Origin of the sequence: Pseudoalteromonas piscicida (genome assembly GCF_002744175.1) — a bacterium.
GTDB classification, from domain to species: Bacteria; Pseudomonadota; Gammaproteobacteria; order Enterobacterales; family Alteromonadaceae; genus Pseudoalteromonas; species Pseudoalteromonas piscicida_B.
The window spans coordinates 1-16,684 of record NZ_NKHF01000068.1; the positions used below are offsets into that span (position 1 = coordinate 1).

A 16,684-nucleotide genomic window follows, 5' to 3' on the forward strand; every position below is an offset into this window, starting at 1 on the left:
CCTCCTCATTGAAGTTTGGAAATAGCTTAATCATTTTACTGAGTTACTGGCAGGTGCATTTTGCTAGACGCTTACCATCATATTACGTGGTAATTGCATAGCGTAGGCTCCTTGCTATTAGTAAACTCTATGAAAGATAGGCAAATATCACACCAACTAAATAAAACGCTTAGGTTTTTTAAGAGATATATATGCGATTAATTATCAAGTACACCCAAATCCCACCCTGCTTCAGATTGGCGTGTTCTAAAAATATCATTTAAGTTTTAATACTGAAGTGTATTGATGGGGGTCATTGATTTCCTCTCTTTTTGTACCAGCGTTGATGCAAATAGTAGTGGGTGTAGTGGTCAACTAGTTCCACAGTAGTGATAGGTGTCATCTGTTCGCTTTGATCGGTCTCTTGTTAAACGTCAAATATGTTGATTTGTGGGGCGGCTAAAATATTAGAGTCTGGTTTATTTACTGGCAAAATATCTTGGTTATAGAGTTTAAATTGAGAAATATTTAATGGAGGGACAATCATAAAGCGCTCTTTTTTATTATGTGTAACTTGCTCTCTAAGTTCCATCAGCAATCGCCCTAGCGCATTTACACCAACATACAAGTTTTGCTCCACAGGTTTTGCCCCCCAGAAGTCATCTTTATTCGAAAGCTCAACAATTGGCATATCCTGTGTACTCAGGAGGAGTGACGAAAACTCATCCCAATTTTGAGCTAACTTTACTCTTAAACACCACTTCATTACTAAAATTCTAACAGCAAGCCAGTCGTCTCTTGACTGTTCTCTAAATGGTTTGCCTACCATTTTCGCTGTCATAGGACTCCCTTGCGTTAGGATTTTTTCTTGTACATCTGGCAGGTGTGGAAAACGACAAGCTTGATACAGTGCTTCTACGCTTTTAATCGCCACGTTATTTACAACAACAGGAAAACCGCCCGCCATATTTGACAAACCACCCCACTGCTCGGTGGTTTTCTTAAATGCAGCTGCATTTCTTATGTCATATTGCTTTTTTTCATGTTGTTTCATAATACTAGCCGTATGTTTTCCTTTGTAGTAAAGGATACCACTTACCAAACGGATGTGCCGAAGAGTAATTAGGGTCCCCCCACCAAAACGCTAATGGGTTGTTATTTGGACAGTTTCGGAAACTAAAAACCGTAGAACCAAAGCCGAATCCATCAAAACGATTGTAGCCCAATGGCTTAACCACTTCGTTTGGAGATTGGCAGTAACCTAATATTTGTAAGCCCGCTTTGGTAATCGCCAACTCATATTGAGTTCTGCGCTTGCGAGAGAAAACTTTGTTTTTGAGATCATTCTGAACTCTAAACGTCGGCTCTCGTTCTTGTCCGGCAATGTATTCAAGAGCTTCTGGAATTTCCATTACAACTTCTTCTGGCCAAAATACATGAGACTTATCTTTATAGGTCAATCGATTTTCAAGTCGAAAATCCTCGATTGACCAGTATTTGAATGTAATGTTTTTTCCGTGTGTTTCTGCTAACTTTGGCAAAGTCCGCTGTACATACCAAATACCACTTTGATACCACCCCATAAGGACCACACTTATATGACAATTTTCAGGGGCATCGTTAATAATCCATTGACGAAGATCAGACACTAGGCGATTCCCCGAAAATAGGAAATCATCTAAATATATATAGTGCTCTGAGTGGCTATTTACCTTTGGCTGCAATCCGTACTTATTTTGAACATGTTCACGTACCAAAGAGACTAATTCAGTCTGGCTATTACCATTTAACTGAACATCGCAAAGAGACACCTTTGACCAAAAGTCGGCTTGATCCTCTGTAGAAAATTTCGGAGATGTGATCAATGACGATATGAAATTTGAGAATTCTTCTTTTGTAATATATGTACGTTTTAGAATTCTATTGGTCTCAGCCAAAACAACTTCACGGTCGGCCTCATCAAACTGTTCAATCCATCTTCGAACATGCGCTTCATCTAATCGACCAAACTCTCCATCTGCATAATCTACTATTATACTTGATATACTACTGATCAAATCTTCCACGATCCTATCCTTATCAATAATTACAAAACTCAAATTTGACGTTTAACACCCCCACTCACCGGAGTTTTAGGTGCGGAGCGAGTAAAATTTCCGAGTGCAGTGGCTTTTTAGTTTTTATTTGCTGCATACAGACTTATCAGCGACAACCCTTACGAATTAGCAATTTGGTAAAATTACGCCAATTTTGATATTTCTCTGAAACCTATTGCCGCAGCTTTTACAAACAAAGAAGTAAGGTGGTCTAGGATAAAGCCCTGCCATAAATCACTTCAATTCTTTTCCATTACTATTTCTGCTTCATACTCTGTTCCATCTGGTGTTTTAACCTTTGTCTTTCCTTTGATCGAGTAGCCGTTATAGATTGCGTAGATAAAAGTCGTGCCAACACCAAGAGCGATTATCGCTGTTAATGTTGAGCCACCGGCCACTAAGCCGACAGCACCTGCCCCCCAACAACAGGATTCCAAAAGTTGGTTGCTGCAACACCTGCTGCTCCGATAGCTGTAACTAATGCGGCTTTAGAAGCTGTTTTAACTGTTTCAATATTTGAAGCTAGGTCTGGATTAATAATGATAATTTTACGAGTATCTCGTTCCACTGCCCGCTTCAATTCTTCTTTTGTATTGACTACTGCGTAATCGTCCATTTTAAACTCCGTTTCTGATGTGAAATCTAACAGCTAATTAGCATGAACTCTTGAATATCCTACTTACCTACAAGTAAAAGCAACAATTATCAAGTCTTCTCTTGGCTCGCTAAGAACTAGTTGCAACTAGCTAAAGTATTAAAAGTACTCAACTTTAAATATCACAGGTGAGGTATCTGAGACCTTTTCACTTCTCATTGTATAGCAAATTTGCAACATACTTTTATCATTTATATTGAATAATTTAAATTACACTACATTACACATTCGCATTGCTTTCTCTTGATCGCGGCACAAGTAACCCAATTGCTGACATTCTTAACGATTCGAGAGACCATTAAATACCTATCTTGAATTCATCAATAGGGTGTAGCTCTGTGCACTCTCGCTGTTTACTCACGACGTCCTATCAGATGAACTTAAGGCTTATCAACTTGCGAATATAGGCAACAACAACCAAAGTACTCACTGCTCGTGGTGTTCCTAAGCATGCCTACGGCTTGCTATTTCATCCTTGATATCTGTTTGTAAACACGAGAAATCTTAATCGTTTCAATCAAATCTGATTGTACGTGCTTTTATGGTTTTTAACTGTTTGAAAATAAAGTGCTTTATTCCATTCGTCGACAGCAAAAAAGATTTATCTTGAGAATCAAAATTACTCAATTGCTAAGTGCGATATTTAAGATTACAACTACTCCACTTTAATGTGGGCCTTTGAATTTGCCCACTAACCCTATGTTAAATCGTGGGGTGCCTAAACCATCATGTACTGATGTGCCAACGCATCGCCACCTAAGGATTATTTAGATGCTATCTACTCTGTTCGTTGTTGATCAAAATGCAGATGTACTGCCTTTGGCAAATAACGTAGTGACGTTTGAAACGTATTTGCAAGAGTACCCAAAGCTCGGTGAATCAAAACTTCGAGTGATTAATTTATGTGACTGTGACCGTTATTTAAGCCAAGGTTATTACTGCTCTTTACTTGCTGAAGCGCGTAATCACCAAGTGCTTCCGAGTCTAAAAGTTATTAACGGTTTACGTGATGGCGATAATGCGTTGTTTTTATCGCAAGCTTGGTTTGATAAGCGTGGGATAGCGATTACTGATGACGCTGAGTTGATCATTTGTATGGGCGAAACCCAACAGCCAGAGTTTAGTAAGTTGGCGGCGTATTTATTTCAGCAATTTCCAGCGCCTTTACTAAAAGTGACACTACAGCAGCAAGACAAAGGCGTGCGTGTGCAGGTGCAGCGACGCGACTTTTCGACTCTGCAGGTGGCGCAGCTTGAGTTTTGTACTCAAGTATTAGGTCATGTGCATGCCACTCAGTGGAACAAACGTAAGAGTCACAAAAAGTATCGCTGGGATATTGCGATGCTGGTGGACCACGATGAAAAGTTGCCGCCAAGTAATAAAGGGGCGATCAGCCGCTTTGTTAAAGCCGGTGAAAAGCTTGGCATTAAAGTACATCCATTAGAAGCGGCCGAGTTATACAACTTAGGCCAATACGATGGGCTATTTATTCGTGAAACCACAGCGATTGACCACCATACTTATCGCCTTGCGCAAGAAGCAGAGCAAAAAGATTTAGTGGTAATTGATGACCCAAGCTCGATCCTACGCTGTTGTAATAAGGTGTTTTTGCATGATGCCTTTAATTACAAGAAGGTGCCAAGTTTAGAAACGCGATTTGTGAGTCAGTGTAATGAACAAGTAATCGATAAACTTGTTGCTGAGTTATCGCTACCTATGGTGCTTAAAATGCCTGAGAGTTCGTTCTCAAAAGGCGTATTTAAAGTAAAAACCAAAGAAGAGCTTGGCGAACGTTTACAAGAGCTGATGAGCGTTTCTGCGATTGTGCTGGCGCAAGCTTACTTATACACAGATTACGACTGGCGTATTGGGGTGTTAAACGGCCGTGCGATCTACGCATGCCGTTACCATATGGCACGTAACCATTGGCAAATCTATAACCATGAGTCAAAACGTAATTTCTCGGGTGGGTTTGACACGTTACCAACGTTTGAAGTGCCAAAGGCGGTGTTACGTGCAGCGTTAAAAGCGGCGGCAGTCGTGGGTAATGGTTTGTATGGTATTGATATTAAAGAGCACAACGGCAAAGCCTACGTGCTTGAAGTAAACGACAACCCGAATATTGATCAAGGGGTTGAAGACAAATATCTCGGTGACGAGCTGTACATGCAAGTGATGTCTGAATTTTCAAGACGTCTTGAAGCGAGAGGTAAAAAGTAATGTTGCAAGCCGCGTTGGTGCTTGAAAAGGCGACACTGCAAGATTTAACTGAGCTGAATGCGCTAGAGCAAAGCTGCTTTAGTGCAGATAGACTGAGTCGTCGCCAACTCAAGCATTACATCAGTTTTGAACATAGCCTGCTGCTCACTGCAAAGTTGGCAGGGGAACTTGTGGGCTATGGGCTGCTTTGGTTGCACCAAGGAACGCGGCTAGCAAGGCTTTATTCATTGGCGGTATCGCCTCATCATCAAGGAAAAGGGATCGCACGCCAGCTGATGTCAGAGCTTGAAGCCAGAGCGGGTGAAATGGGCTGGTTATATATGCGTTTAGAAGTGGCTAAACGTAATGACGCGGCCATCGGCTTATATAAACGCATGGGTTATCGTGTGTTTGGCGAGTATCAAAACTATTATGCGGATCATGACGACGCCCTAAGAATGCAAAAATGCGTGCGTAAGCTGTCGCAAAAGGCGGTGTTGCATCAGGCACCTTGGTATCAGCAAACAACGGAATTTACCTGCGGACCGGCGTCACTGATGATGGCAATGGCAAGTATAGATCCAGGCTGTATGGGCGATCAGGCCTTAGAGCTTGAGATATGGCGTGAAGCGACCACCATCTTTATGACCGCAGGCCACGGTGGCTGTCACCCATTTGGTTTGGCACTTGCGGCAGAGCGCCGTGGTTTTGCGGCAGAGGTGATGGTGAATACGGCGGGCCCGCTATTTTTAGATGGCGTGAGAAGCGCGCAAAAAAAACAGGTGATGACCTTAGTTCATGAGCAATTCCGTCAAGAGTGTGAATATCGTGATATTGCTATTCACCAAGCCGATGTAAAGCTTGAACAGGTTGAGCAATGGTTATTGCAGGGCAGTGCGGTATTGGCTTTGATCAGCACTTATCGGCTAAACGGTAAAAAAGCGCCGCATTGGGTGCTTATAACGGGGTTGGATGAGTTGTGTTTATATCTTAATGACCCAGATGTCGAGGACGATCAAAACCCTATCGACTGCCAGCAAGTACCCATCGCAAGGTCGGATTTTGAAAAAATGATGACGTTTGGTGCAAGCAAGTTAAGTGCGCTGGTGGTGTTGCACGAGTCATTTTAAATAACGTTTTCGGTTATAAGTCAAAGGGCCTGCATCGGCCCTTTGTTTTTAGCGGTAAATAGCGTTTATAACGTTTTCAAAAACTCAACGATTTGCCATTTTTCATTGTCACTTAACGTAGTGCCGTAAACGTGGCCGCTGTTATCATTGCCTGGCATAACCTCACCGCTGGCTTTGTTTACTTTAAACTCGTTCATGCCTTGATGGGTAATATAGCCAACGTTGATAGGATCGAATTCGCGACTGCCAACCCAGAAAGTATCCGGACGCGACTCTGGTGATTGTAATAGCGACCATAGGTTTGGCACAGAGCCATTATGTAAATAAGGTGCGGTAGCCCAAATTCCATTTAACGGCCTTGCTTTGTAGACACCCGCGTCGTAGAAACCATCAACACAATCTTCATTAGTGTTAGGACTCAACTTGTGTCTATTTTCGAGGTAGACTTTAAGGCGCTCTTCAATGGACTTTTTGACCGTGGTTTTTTGACCATCTGGCCCTGTTCTCTCTGCGACTAAGCCAGCCTCAATTGCTTTGATAGGATCTTTTAAGACTAAACCAACCACACCGTTGACTGGAATATCAATGGCGCTATCCACTGCTTGGAATTTGTCACCAATAAGAATATCAGTCTTAGTGCCTTCTAAAAATAAGGTCTTGGCCATATGACAGCTGGCGTTGTTTGACATAGTGGGATCGGTGCCAACCTCTTTCACTGGCACTTTGACCGCTTCGTAATCTTTAAGTAGATTTTTTTGGTCAATTAATTGATGGCAGCTGGCACAGTTTGCTTGAAATAGCAGCTTTCCTTGTGCCGCTTTGTTGGTGTCAATTCCCGGAAAATATTGTTCCGGCCAAGCGGGAGGGAGTAGCGTTTTTACCCAAGCTTCTAGCTGCCCTAATCCTTGTAGGTCAACGGTTGAGCTGTAACGCGCATGTTTTCCCCATACTCGTTGCCAAACCGGTGCCTCTTCGATAGACAGCGAACCAAAAACGCCTACCACTTCACCTATGTTTCTAACGAGTGGGCCAATGACTGGTACATTTGGTGCTGAGGCATTCCACTGCACTACATTGGATTGGTGCGTCCCCCATAAAAATGGATAGGAAACCGGTGCGGTAGGAGCATTTTTATTATTGAGATCATCAAGCGCAAATGCCGTACCAGCGTTTTGAATATTGCCAAAGGCGTCAAGTCGGGCATAGCTGGTGAAATCGTCTGGGTAGTCCTCGGGCAAGTCATTAACGGTTTGTCGCTCGGCGGTTGCAAGCGCCACATGCTTGAGATCATCTCGTAAATCATCAATTAATGCTTGCGATGCCCCTTCTTTTAATACGCGCATCGCGAAACGGCTAAATTTTTGATTATCGTTTAAGGTTGCTTCTAACGCCGCATTTAGACGACTGAAGAAAAGCACAAAGTTAGCAAGTGTAGGCGCTCCTTCTACTAAGATTTTGGTTCCCTGATAGTCAATTTGGTTGGTATGACACGCAGCACAAGTCATACCGACCCAAGCTTGTCCTGTGGTTTGATTGTTGTGTACAGCAAAGCCGATAGGCAAGCCCGATGGGTTATTGGCTGCGGTTTTACTGGGTAAATAGCGCAGCATTTCCATATGTTCGCTATCGCGAAAGAGCTTTTTACTGTTGGGCTGCTCTAGCCAAGTGAACCAAGTGTAGGGAATGATTTGTGACCCTTGCCCTGTGAACCAAAAGTCTTGCCGCAGTTTATCTGACCACCCCTGATTAAGCCAAACCCGCTCAGGCACTTGACCTGACTCTGTAACCGGGTCGAGCGTTTCTTTGGGGACTGAGGGTTTTTTACTTGGTGAGCTACAACTTGCAAGGAACAGTGTACAAGCCACTGCCGCACTTACATACTTTATTACTAGTCTATTGTTCATGTTGAACTGTCCGTGACGGTGGAAGTATCCATTACCTTAGTACAGTTTAGTTAACAATCAAGTTACACGATATTACATGTGCCTTTCAAAATAGAGGCTAGGAAATCTCACCTTTCTAAATGTGAAATATTTATGTAAATTTATTTGTTTACACTATATTTACTTTATTTGTTTGGGAGCGGTTGTGCGTCGCAGTAGTTTTGCCATTTTTCATCTCATGGCGGTAATCGTGATTTTGATCGGATTACTGACAGGCCCACGCTTGGGCATTATTAATCATGACTTTTTGGGGGTTCTTTCGCCGTTGCTTCCTCAAGGGGCGTTATTGTCAGTACATGTATTGTTTGGTTGCCTGCTGACGTTACTTGCGGTTGCTTTTATTGTGGTAACCATTCGAGCCCCTTTTCGCGGCTCGCCAAGCAAGTTTGATAAAGCCGTTAACTACCTTGGGTATCTTGTTATCGTACTTAGTATAGTTACAGGTTGGTTACTTTGGCTTAATCCAGAGAGTCTAAGTCTCATGATCCATGGGTTATCAGCGGCAGCTGTTTTCTTGTACTTAGTGTTACATGGCATAAAACATACGGTGTTTAAGGGTAAGCAAGTGCTGAGCGTGTTATTGCCTCGCAATGCGCTTTTTTTACTTAGTTGCAGCGTTGCATTGCTTTACTTTTGCGGTCTTGGCATCAAGCGTGTGGTTGCAGAGCAGCACTTACGCTTAGAGGTTGCACCGTTATCAACGCATAGCCACCTTGAAATAGACGGCAAAGGAGACGAACCGGAATGGCTGCATGCCAAGCCCGTTAAGCTAACTACATTTGGTGGTGCAAACTTTTTGGATGGGAGCAGTAAGGTCGAAATAAAAGCCCTGAGCAACCATGATGAAACCTTCTTTCTGATCCGCTGGCAAGATCCGAGTGAAAGCTTAGAACATTTACCAATCGAAAAAACGCTGAATGGTTGGCAAGTTCAAGAAAATGGCTTTTATCACTTTGACGAACGGACTTATTACGAAGATAAGTTTGCCATAATGCTATCAACGACTTGTGAGCTAGGAGGCGATGGCACGGTACAATACGGCGATGCGCCCCTTGCAAACAAACCTCGTAACTGGCATGGCAAGGGCTATCATGCAAGTTCAGACGGCCGTACGCGCGACTTATGGCATTGGAAAGCGCTGAGAACCAATGGTATGTACTTGGCCGACGATAACTTTTTTGGGCCACCCCAAAACGTGCCGTTGGGCAAAGACGCTATACCGCTGGGTATCAACCCGATGGCAAAGAAAGCGGTGCGTATGTAATGAACTGGCGTTGGTACTCACCAAGTGAGGTGACGCCAAAACGAATACCTGTGCCATCACCTGATATTTCTGATATTAGTGAACGTAAAGTACTGGATTGGTTTGCCAGTGAAACCTATGACCCAAAACGAGACATGGCAAAAATTGGCGAACAGCTTCCGTCAGTGCTGTATCGTTCAAATCGTTTTGAGGGAGATAGAGCAGATGTTAGAGCAAGAGGGGAGTGGCATGATGGTTATTGGACACTAGAGCTGGTACGTAAAAATCAAACGCACTCTAAGCTTGATGTTGAACTGCGCTCTGGTATTTGCATGTGGGTTTCGGCATTTGATCACGCTCAAATCGCCCATACTCGTCACCACAAAGCGATTCAATTGAGGTATAGGTTATGACTCCTGCCTCACGTTTCATACTTAGTATAGCTATTACAACATTGGCGATCAGCTACTTATTATTAAGCCCTCCTGAGCGAGAAATACCAACACACCCACGTTTTATTAAAGTCACCAATGATATGCAATTTTTGCCTGCTTGGCAGGGGCCTTGGCATTGTGTCTATGACAAAAAGCACAACCTGATTTGGGAGGTAAAACGAGATGATGAGTCTATTCACGATGGCTATTGGAGTTACTCCTGGTATGACGGAAAACTTGGTCGCGCTGATCAAGGCGATTGTTACTTTGAAGCATCTCGCTGTGATAGCCAAGATCTGATCAGAAAAACCAATCAAGCTGGATTATGTGGTAGCACCGAATGGCGCTTGCCTACACCCGATGAACTGCGCTCTTTAATTCAGGCGCCAAACAACCCCGGTGCGCCTCATATTGCGAGTGATTTTTTCCCACACATTAAAAATGGTGACTATTGGAGTGGTGAGGCCGGTGTCCCATTACCAAAATCGTTTAAGCGTGAAAAGTCAGGGGCAACGGCTGTAAATTTTCAATCTGCAAAGTCGCTTTCACTCCCTTATGCAAACGCTGCATTTGTAATGTTGGTGGCTACGCCGTCAACACCACTTTTATTGGCTCAAAGTCGTGCTGAGCCTGTTACTCTAAACTAGGAACCAAGGACATGAAATATACTCAAATGGCAACTTTTGTGGTTGCAGTTGGCATATCTTGTAGCAGTTTAGCTGCGAGTGATTACCATCGCTTGGTGTGGGACGCAAGCCCAAGCACTACGGCAACAATCGGTTTTACACCCACATCTGGCACTAATCATATTGTTAAGTATGGCAGCACAACAGATGAGCAGAGCTGGCAAAGCGCTTCGATCAGCGCAACGCATACCTTTGACGGTGGCCTCTCAAGCTCATTTGTGAAATTAACTGGCTTAACTCCAGATAGTGCGGTTTATTATCGTGTTTGTGATTCGCAAGGTTGCGGTCAACGTTTGTGGTTTAGAACTGCGCCGCAAACAGCGTCGGGGATCACTGCTGTGGCTGGTGGTGATACCCGTACAGGTTGGACAACGCGTCGCAAAGGGAATGAACTGATCGCTAAAATTCGACCGCTATTTATTATGCATGGTGGCGATTACACCAATGCAAACTCTGTTTCCGAAATGCGTGAATACTTAAAAGATTGGCAATTAACCTTTTCCGACGATTTAATTGATGGGGTCGCTTACAAGCGAATTTACCCATTTGTAGCAACACATGGTAATCATGAAGACGATAACTACAAAACACTATGTGAAGTCTTCGGTGTAGATTATGACCAAGATGGTACTTGCACAGCAAAAGATACCTATGGCGCTTTCAATGTGGCTGGACTACTAAGGGTTTATACTTTAAATAGCCAATTTAAAAACAGTGGCTGGTCGAGCTATGCCACAGCAATGAACAATTGGCTGAAAAACGACTTACAGGCCCAAGGCAGTAGCGCAGCGTGGCGCATCGCTCAATATCATAAGCCGATGTATCCTCATTATTCAGGTAAGTCAGACAACACCATATTACATACTTGGTGGGCACAAAACTTCTACAATAATGCAATGAACTTAGTGGTAGAGTCCGATACTCACATCAACAAACTAACATACGCACTCACGCCCACCAATAATGGCTTTGCGGCAACGACGCAAGGTGGCACCGTTTATGTGGGGGAGGGAAGTTGGGGGGCACCGGCAAGAAGCGCCAATGACCCAAAAAATTGGACTATTGATCTTGCGAGTATTCAACAGTTTAAAGTGTTGAGTGTGACAAACGATAAGCTCACGGTTCGAACTGCTGAGTTTTCGAATAATGCCACCGCGTTATCTAAAGCGCAGCGAGATGCTGACCCGCTCGCGTTACCAATGAATATGACTTGGTGGTATGCCGCTGAAGTTGGCGATGAACTAAACCTGATCAAAGCAAGCAATAACCTATCGGTGATAGAAACCATCATAGGGGAGCCTCCAGTGGTAATTGAACTTATCAGTGGTCAGCCACAAGAGAACCTCGCTGGTGCTAAGTCATCACAATCACTTTACTATATTGATTTACCAGAAGGAGCGACGCAGCTAAAAGTTGAAACGTCAGGCGGAAGTGGTGATGTTGATCTGTACGTGCGTTTCGATGTTGCGCCGACGACACAAAACTACGACTGTCGACCTTATAAATCAGGGAATAATGAAACTTGCACTATAGCGCCGGTACAAACCGGTCGCTACTATGTAATGCTTGATGGCTATGAGCGTTATTCAGGTGTTGCGTTAACGGCTACGGTTTACACCGACACTCCCCCTGACCAAGGTAAGAGCCAGCAATGGCTCGATCAGTCAGCCAGTAAAGGTCAATGGCAGTATTACACCTTTGATGTGGCAGAAGGGGCACAAAGCCTGCAAATAAAGACATCAGGCGGCAATGGGGATGCGGATCTATACTTACGTTTTGGGCAGCAACCTACCAGTAAGATCTATGAATGTCGCCCTTACGAAAATGGCAATAATGAAATGTGTACTATCACCAATCCAGATGCTGGAACTTGGCATATTGGCCTCTATGGTTATGCTGCTTTTTCAGGTTTGACTCTAGAAGCGGAAAGTCAATAATCAAGCTTAGCATGTCTGGTTACTGCATGAGTGGTAACCAGATTTATTTTTATTGGCTGATAGCGTGCCTGCTTACAATTAATGGAATTGCGACAATAATCGAGGTACAATACAGCTGCATTTTTGGACATACTATCGTCTTTATGCAACGACCTCTGACGCGCGCAATCGTTGCGGTTCGTAGGGAAGAATAAATCTACCATAGGTTTGGCTATGTACCGTGGTGATAACAAGGATCATATTATGAATACAAAACTTCTCGTTGGCTTAGGTGCTGTGGCTATTGCCGTAGGTGCTTATGTGACTACTCAATCCTCTTCTTCATCTAGCATCGCGATGGAACAGCTGGAATATGTTCCCGCAGACACGGCTTTATTCTGGGGCCAATTAACGCCTTTTGAGCAGCAGAAATATTTGTCATTTATGCCTAAAGAGCTCAGACAGATTCAAGATATTGAAGAGATAACTGAGTTGCTTAGAAAAGAAGATGACAAGCATCTGGACTTTTTAGCTACGTTATTAGAGCAGTACAACCTAGCATTGACTTCACCTGAGCAAATGAAAGCGATATTGGGGATGGGCGATACTATCCGCAGTGTGTTTTATACTGTTGGTTTGCTGCCTTCTCTTCGCTATGAAGTGGCAGATCCTGAAGCGTTTCAACGTACTGTAAAAATGGCGGCGAAAGACGCAGGCATTACTTATCAAGAAGATACCTTAGACGGTGTTGCGTTAACTCGCTACAAGCTAGAGTTCGCACCTGAGGTAAATCTTGAGCTTATCACTTCGGTACAAGGTCAGTGGATCACAACGACATTCAACACACCAGTGAACACCGAAGCCGATTTAAAAGTTGCATTAGGTATCGCAAAGCCTGCACAATCGCTGGCGCAATCAGGAAAGCTTGAGCAGTATACGAAACAGTTTGGTTTTGATGGTGCCTCAATTGCATTTCTTAACCATGTTGCAATCATTGATAGCATAACAGCGAATAAGCAGTCTGATCTGACTCGTATGCTAGATAACATACTCCAGTTAGGTGGTGGTGTGGACAAGCTAGCAAGTGTTCGTGTACCAGAGTGTCAAGCAGACTACAGTGCAATTGCAAACCAGTGGCCTGCAACAGTGATGGGGACTAAGAATATCCAATTTACTAATTCTACTATCGACTTTGAAGTTGATACTGTGGTGGTTGGTAAAGATACCGAATTAATGAAAGCACTTGGTTCGATCCGAGGCTTTATTCCGGCCCATGTGACCAATGGGGAAGAAAAGGTACTAGGGTTTGGCTACGGCGTTGACGTTGCTAAAGTTGCACCGCTTGTAAACACCTTGTGGGGCCGTTTTACTAAAGCCGAGTTTAGCTGTTCGGAATTGGTTGCTCTGCAGCAGCAAGCAAAGCAAAACAGCCCGATGGCGATCGCGATGATGACTGGAATGGCAAACTCTGTAAAAGGGGTAAGTGCGTCGGTATTTGATTTGGTTATGGATCAAAATGATCATGGAATGCCTGAGCCAAAAACGGTGGATGCGCTAGTGACTCTGTCAGCGGAAGATCCTTTGGTGCTTGTGAATACAGTGAAAGGGCTTGCACCGATGTTAGGTCAAATTCAGATCCCTGAAGATGGTAGCCCAGTATCAATTAATCAGTATATTCCTTCACCTGAGCCATTGGAAATGGACATCAAATTAGCTGTTAAAGGCGATCACTTAGTGTTGTTTACGGGTGAGAAGGCGACGGTTATTGCTGAGAAAATGGCGAACCAAGCACTGGAAACGAATGGCATGACGCACTTTAGCATGGATATGCAAGCATTCTTAGCACCAATGTTAGAAACCATGAAGGCCGCAGGCCAGCCTGTGCCAGAGAGCTTTGATGCGTTATTACAGCAAAATATGGTGTTTGAGTTTAGCATGGATGTCGCTGAGCACGGTCTAGTGTTTGGCACAGACATGAAGCTGAAAAAACTATAACGAGCAAAAATCAAATGATGTTAAAAATGCCGACTTTAAGTCGGCATTTTTGTTCTAAAACCTCATTTGCTTTGTCAAAATTGGTAGCTTATCGTCGCTTTAATGTTTCTGCCAAGTTCAGCTGGGTCATTCGCCGCACTTGCAGGGGCACGCAAATAGCGCTTATCGGTTAGGTTATCTATACCTAAGCGCGCTGAAAAACCAGATAACATTCCCACGCCTTGGTATTTTGCATTTAGGTTATAGACTGTATATGTTCCTGTACCGTACCCACGAGTTATGAGATCTTCGCTAAGTCGCTGCTGTGCTCTGTAGTGCAGTAATTGAAAACCCACATTTATATTGTCACTCAATTGATAATTAGTGTTCCAAGTCAGTTTATCTGCAGGTGCTTCAGAATAGGGTTGGGGAGTATGATCAATTGTGCCGAGAAAGAAGTTAGGCACACCGACAACATCCATATTCATAGAGGCATAGCCAAGGTAGATGTCCAAGTCTTTAAATGAATATTGTGCTTCAATTTCAATACCATGGCTGAATAACTTACCGATATTCTTTGCACTGTAGTCACGGTGTGTGGCAACAGGAACACCATTGCTTGGTTTGGGACCTGGTGAACCGAGTTGCTTATTGCCGTTCTCATCTATGTAGTACATAAAAGGCACATTATCGATGTAATTATTTACTTTACTGTCAAAGTACATGGCTTTTAGGCTGAAATTATCCGCGAAGGATAGGTCTTGCCAACTTAACCCAAACCCGACCTCGTAACTTTGTGAGTCTTCAGCTTGTAAATCCGGTTGTGGTTCGCTGAAACAAATTTTTCCGCCAATATGACATCTCCATTCATCTTTTTTGTATAGCTCTTGTAGTGAAGGTGCTCGAAATGCTTCAGCGGTTTTAGCATAAACATTAAGATAATCAGCTACTTTAAAGGTCACTCCCAACTCGCTAGATAGCTCAGAATCATCATTATCAGAATAGGCGACAAAATGATTACTTGAGCGAGTATATTTATCGAATCTCACACCTGCTGTTAGCAGTAATCTCTCATTTAGAAACTGACTTTGATCGATAACAGACATAGACCAGTTGGAAGCTTCGCTATCGCCATAGTAAGTTGATTTCTCTGCGGGGTTTTCATCCCATTGCTGCTGATCAAAGCTTTCGAACTCGTATTGTGCTTCGATAGCTAGCTTGTGTTCTATCTGCCCAGTAAAAGTAGCTAAGTTAGCGACTCTTAAGCCTTTGCGCGTACTCTCTCCATGTTTCTCGCCGTCAAAGTTTATCTTGTTGCTACCACGCTCAATATAACCTTTGGTGATTTCATCATAGGTTTTGCGTGCAAAAAATGCCTGTACGTCTAGGTCAATAAGCTCGCTTGCGCCTTGATATGTATAGTTGATCATTCCTTCTAAATAATCATTTTTATAATCTTCGGCAAGAGTTGGGTAAGTTAATGCTAAGTCTATACGTTGGCCATACGGCTGATCGATTGACTCAGTTTCACTGTAATCAACTTTACTGCTCAAAGTATGGTGTTCGTTGATGTACCACGTATTTTTTAGCGCCAGGTTTTGGCGTTTTGATTGATTCTTGATTTTACTGATTTGCTGGATGCTATCGTCTTCAGCAGCTGTACTGTCAGCCACAACATCGATATCGTTGAACTCTACTTGTCCGAATGAAAAAACCGTATCACTGAGCTCGTTTAGGTGAAAAACGCTAACATTAATGTCGTTGGCATCAGACACAGATAAATGTGTCACCGACATTTTGCCGCCAAAACCGGGCTGGTCATTTAGGTAATCAGCCGCATTTTTAGTGACTAAACGTATGCTACCGCCAATCGCACCAGAGCCAACTGTTAACGAATCTGCGCCTCGTAACACTTGTACTTGCTTTAGTTGATCCGGGTTTATTCCTAGAGAGTTAATTTGAGCGATGTTTTGGCTTCCGTCAGAATCAATTTTACGCTTCACATTATCCACTGAAATATGTATCCGTTCACCGTATAGCCCTCTAATTGTTGGTTGTCCAGATAGGGGCGTCACGCTACCAAATAATTCAACATTAGGGAGAGTCTTAAGTAACTGGTTCAAATCTGATGCCTGTTGTCTGGCGATTTGCTCCTCAGTGAGTGCGGAAACTGAAGCGGCAACATCATGATTTAACGTCGATAATTTATGTCCCAGTACTTCAATTTTTTCAATATCTGGGTTGGCAGAGTTGGGCGCTTCAGCATGTGCAGCAAAGCCGTAGAGCGTTGCAAAAATAGATAAAGAGAGAGTAGAGAACTTCATATTATTAATCCTTAATAAAAACAATTTCTATTTGCATTTGCGCCGTGGATGGTAGTTGTTATAAGATCTAATTGCAATAAATAATTACTTATAGTTATATATTGG

At 43.3% G+C, this 16,684-nt stretch carries 12 protein-coding genes; 7 read left to right on the top strand and 5 right to left on the bottom strand.

Going from position 1 to position 16,684, the window contains the following annotated elements:
- Positions 1-406 precede the first annotated feature (406 nt).
- The 3 genes from CEX98_RS14775 to CEX98_RS14785 all read right to left on the bottom strand — a co-directional run bounded on the left by CEX98_RS14775 (position 407) and on the right by CEX98_RS14785 (position 2,691).
- Positions 407-1,033, bottom strand: coding sequence for an NADAR family protein (locus CEX98_RS14775; protein WP_099642817.1), 627 nt, complete (start codon positions 1,031-1,033; stop codon positions 407-409).
- Between the two features lie 4 nt (positions 1,034-1,037).
- Positions 1,038-2,045: a phosphoribosyltransferase-like protein gene (locus tag CEX98_RS14780; RefSeq protein WP_099642818.1), complete on the bottom strand. Its 1,008-nt coding sequence runs from the start codon at positions 2,043-2,045 to the stop codon at positions 1,038-1,040.
- A 427-nt stretch (positions 2,046-2,472) separates the two neighbouring features.
- Positions 2,473-2,691 carry a hypothetical protein gene (locus tag CEX98_RS14785; RefSeq protein WP_099642819.1) on the bottom strand — a complete coding sequence of 73 codons (219 nt, stop codon included), beginning with the start codon at positions 2,689-2,691 and terminating at the stop codon, positions 2,473-2,475.
- Between the two features lie 810 nt (positions 2,692-3,501).
- Between CEX98_RS14785 and CEX98_RS14795 the strand changes: the two genes are divergently transcribed.
- A complete protein-coding gene (locus CEX98_RS14795) occupies positions 3,502-4,950 on the top strand; it encodes a RimK family protein (RefSeq protein WP_099642820.1) in 1,449 nt (482 codons plus the stop codon).
- Entirely contained in the window at positions 4,950-6,059 is a 1,110-nt protein-coding gene (locus tag CEX98_RS14800; RefSeq protein ID WP_099642821.1) for a GNAT family N-acetyltransferase/peptidase C39 family protein, read from the top strand. The genes CEX98_RS14795 and CEX98_RS14800 overlap by 1 nt, the downstream gene beginning before the upstream one ends.
- A 65-nt stretch (positions 6,060-6,124) precedes the next feature.
- On the opposite strand, the gene CEX98_RS14805 is transcribed toward CEX98_RS14800, so the two are convergent.
- Positions 6,125-7,963, bottom strand: coding sequence for a di-heme-cytochrome C peroxidase (locus CEX98_RS14805; RefSeq protein ID WP_099642822.1), 1,839 nt, complete (start codon positions 7,961-7,963; stop codon positions 6,125-6,127).
- Positions 7,964-8,147: 184 nt separating this feature from the next.
- On the opposite strand from CEX98_RS14805, the gene CEX98_RS23470 reads away from it, so the two are divergent.
- From CEX98_RS23470 to CEX98_RS14825, 5 genes are all read left to right on the top strand, one after another.
- On the top strand, positions 8,148-9,266 hold the full coding sequence (locus tag CEX98_RS23470) for an ethylbenzene dehydrogenase-related protein (RefSeq protein WP_277948925.1): 1,119 nt from the start codon (positions 8,148-8,150) through the stop codon (positions 9,264-9,266).
- The gene (locus CEX98_RS23475; protein WP_277948926.1) at positions 9,266-9,658 is read left to right on the top strand and encodes an ethylbenzene dehydrogenase-related protein; all 393 of its coding nucleotides are present in this window, start codon (positions 9,266-9,268) and stop codon (positions 9,656-9,658) included. The genes CEX98_RS23470 and CEX98_RS23475 overlap by 1 nt, the downstream gene beginning before the upstream one ends.
- Entirely contained in the window at positions 9,655-10,326 is a 672-nt protein-coding gene (locus tag CEX98_RS14815; protein ID WP_099642823.1) for a DUF1566 domain-containing protein, read from the top strand. Before CEX98_RS23475 ends, CEX98_RS14815 begins: the two co-directional genes overlap by 4 nt.
- 11 nt (positions 10,327-10,337) lie before the next feature.
- The gene (locus tag CEX98_RS14820; RefSeq protein ID WP_099642824.1) at positions 10,338-12,302 is read left to right on the top strand and encodes a pre-peptidase C-terminal domain-containing protein; all 1,965 of its coding nucleotides are present in this window, start codon (positions 10,338-10,340) and stop codon (positions 12,300-12,302) included.
- Between the two features lie 243 nt (positions 12,303-12,545).
- Positions 12,546-14,276 carry a hypothetical protein gene (locus CEX98_RS14825; protein ID WP_099642911.1) on the top strand — a complete coding sequence of 577 codons (1,731 nt, stop codon included), beginning with the start codon at positions 12,546-12,548 and terminating at the stop codon, positions 14,274-14,276.
- Between the two features lie 74 nt (positions 14,277-14,350).
- Here the strand turns inward: CEX98_RS14825 and CEX98_RS14830 are convergent, their stop codons facing one another.
- Positions 14,351-16,579, bottom strand: a complete 2,229-nt coding sequence (locus CEX98_RS14830; RefSeq protein WP_099642825.1) for a TonB-dependent receptor domain-containing protein — start codon at positions 16,577-16,579, stop codon at positions 14,351-14,353.
- Positions 16,580-16,684: the final 105 nt, after the last annotated feature.

What these genes read in the sequence shown, in the direction of transcription:
- CEX98_RS14775 (WP_099642817.1), bottom strand. Translation starts at nt 1,033, where the DNA reads ATGAAACAACATGAAAAAAAGCAATATGACATAAGAAATGCAGCTGCA.
- CEX98_RS14785 (WP_099642819.1), bottom strand. Translation starts at nt 2,691, where the DNA reads ATGGACGATTACGCAGTAGTCAATACAAAAGAAGAATTGAAGCGGGCA.
- CEX98_RS14795 (WP_099642820.1), top strand. Translation starts at nt 3,502, where the DNA reads ATGCTATCTACTCTGTTCGTTGTTGATCAAAATGCAGATGTACTGCCT.
- CEX98_RS14800 (WP_099642821.1), top strand. Translation starts at nt 4,950, where the DNA reads ATGTTGCAAGCCGCGTTGGTGCTTGAAAAGGCGACACTGCAAGATTTA.
- CEX98_RS14805 (WP_099642822.1), bottom strand. Translation starts at nt 7,963, where the DNA reads ATGAACAATAGACTAGTAATAAAGTATGTAAGTGCGGCAGTGGCTTGT.
- CEX98_RS23475 (WP_277948926.1), top strand. Translation starts at nt 9,266, where the DNA reads ATGAACTGGCGTTGGTACTCACCAAGTGAGGTGACGCCAAAACGAATA.
- CEX98_RS14815 (WP_099642823.1), top strand. Translation starts at nt 9,655, where the DNA reads ATGACTCCTGCCTCACGTTTCATACTTAGTATAGCTATTACAACATTG.
- CEX98_RS14820 (WP_099642824.1), top strand. Translation starts at nt 10,338, where the DNA reads ATGAAATATACTCAAATGGCAACTTTTGTGGTTGCAGTTGGCATATCT.
- CEX98_RS14825 (WP_099642911.1), top strand. Translation starts at nt 12,546, where the DNA reads ATGAATACAAAACTTCTCGTTGGCTTAGGTGCTGTGGCTATTGCCGTA.
- CEX98_RS14830 (WP_099642825.1), bottom strand. Translation starts at nt 16,579, where the DNA reads ATGAAGTTCTCTACTCTCTCTTTATCTATTTTTGCAACGCTCTACGGC.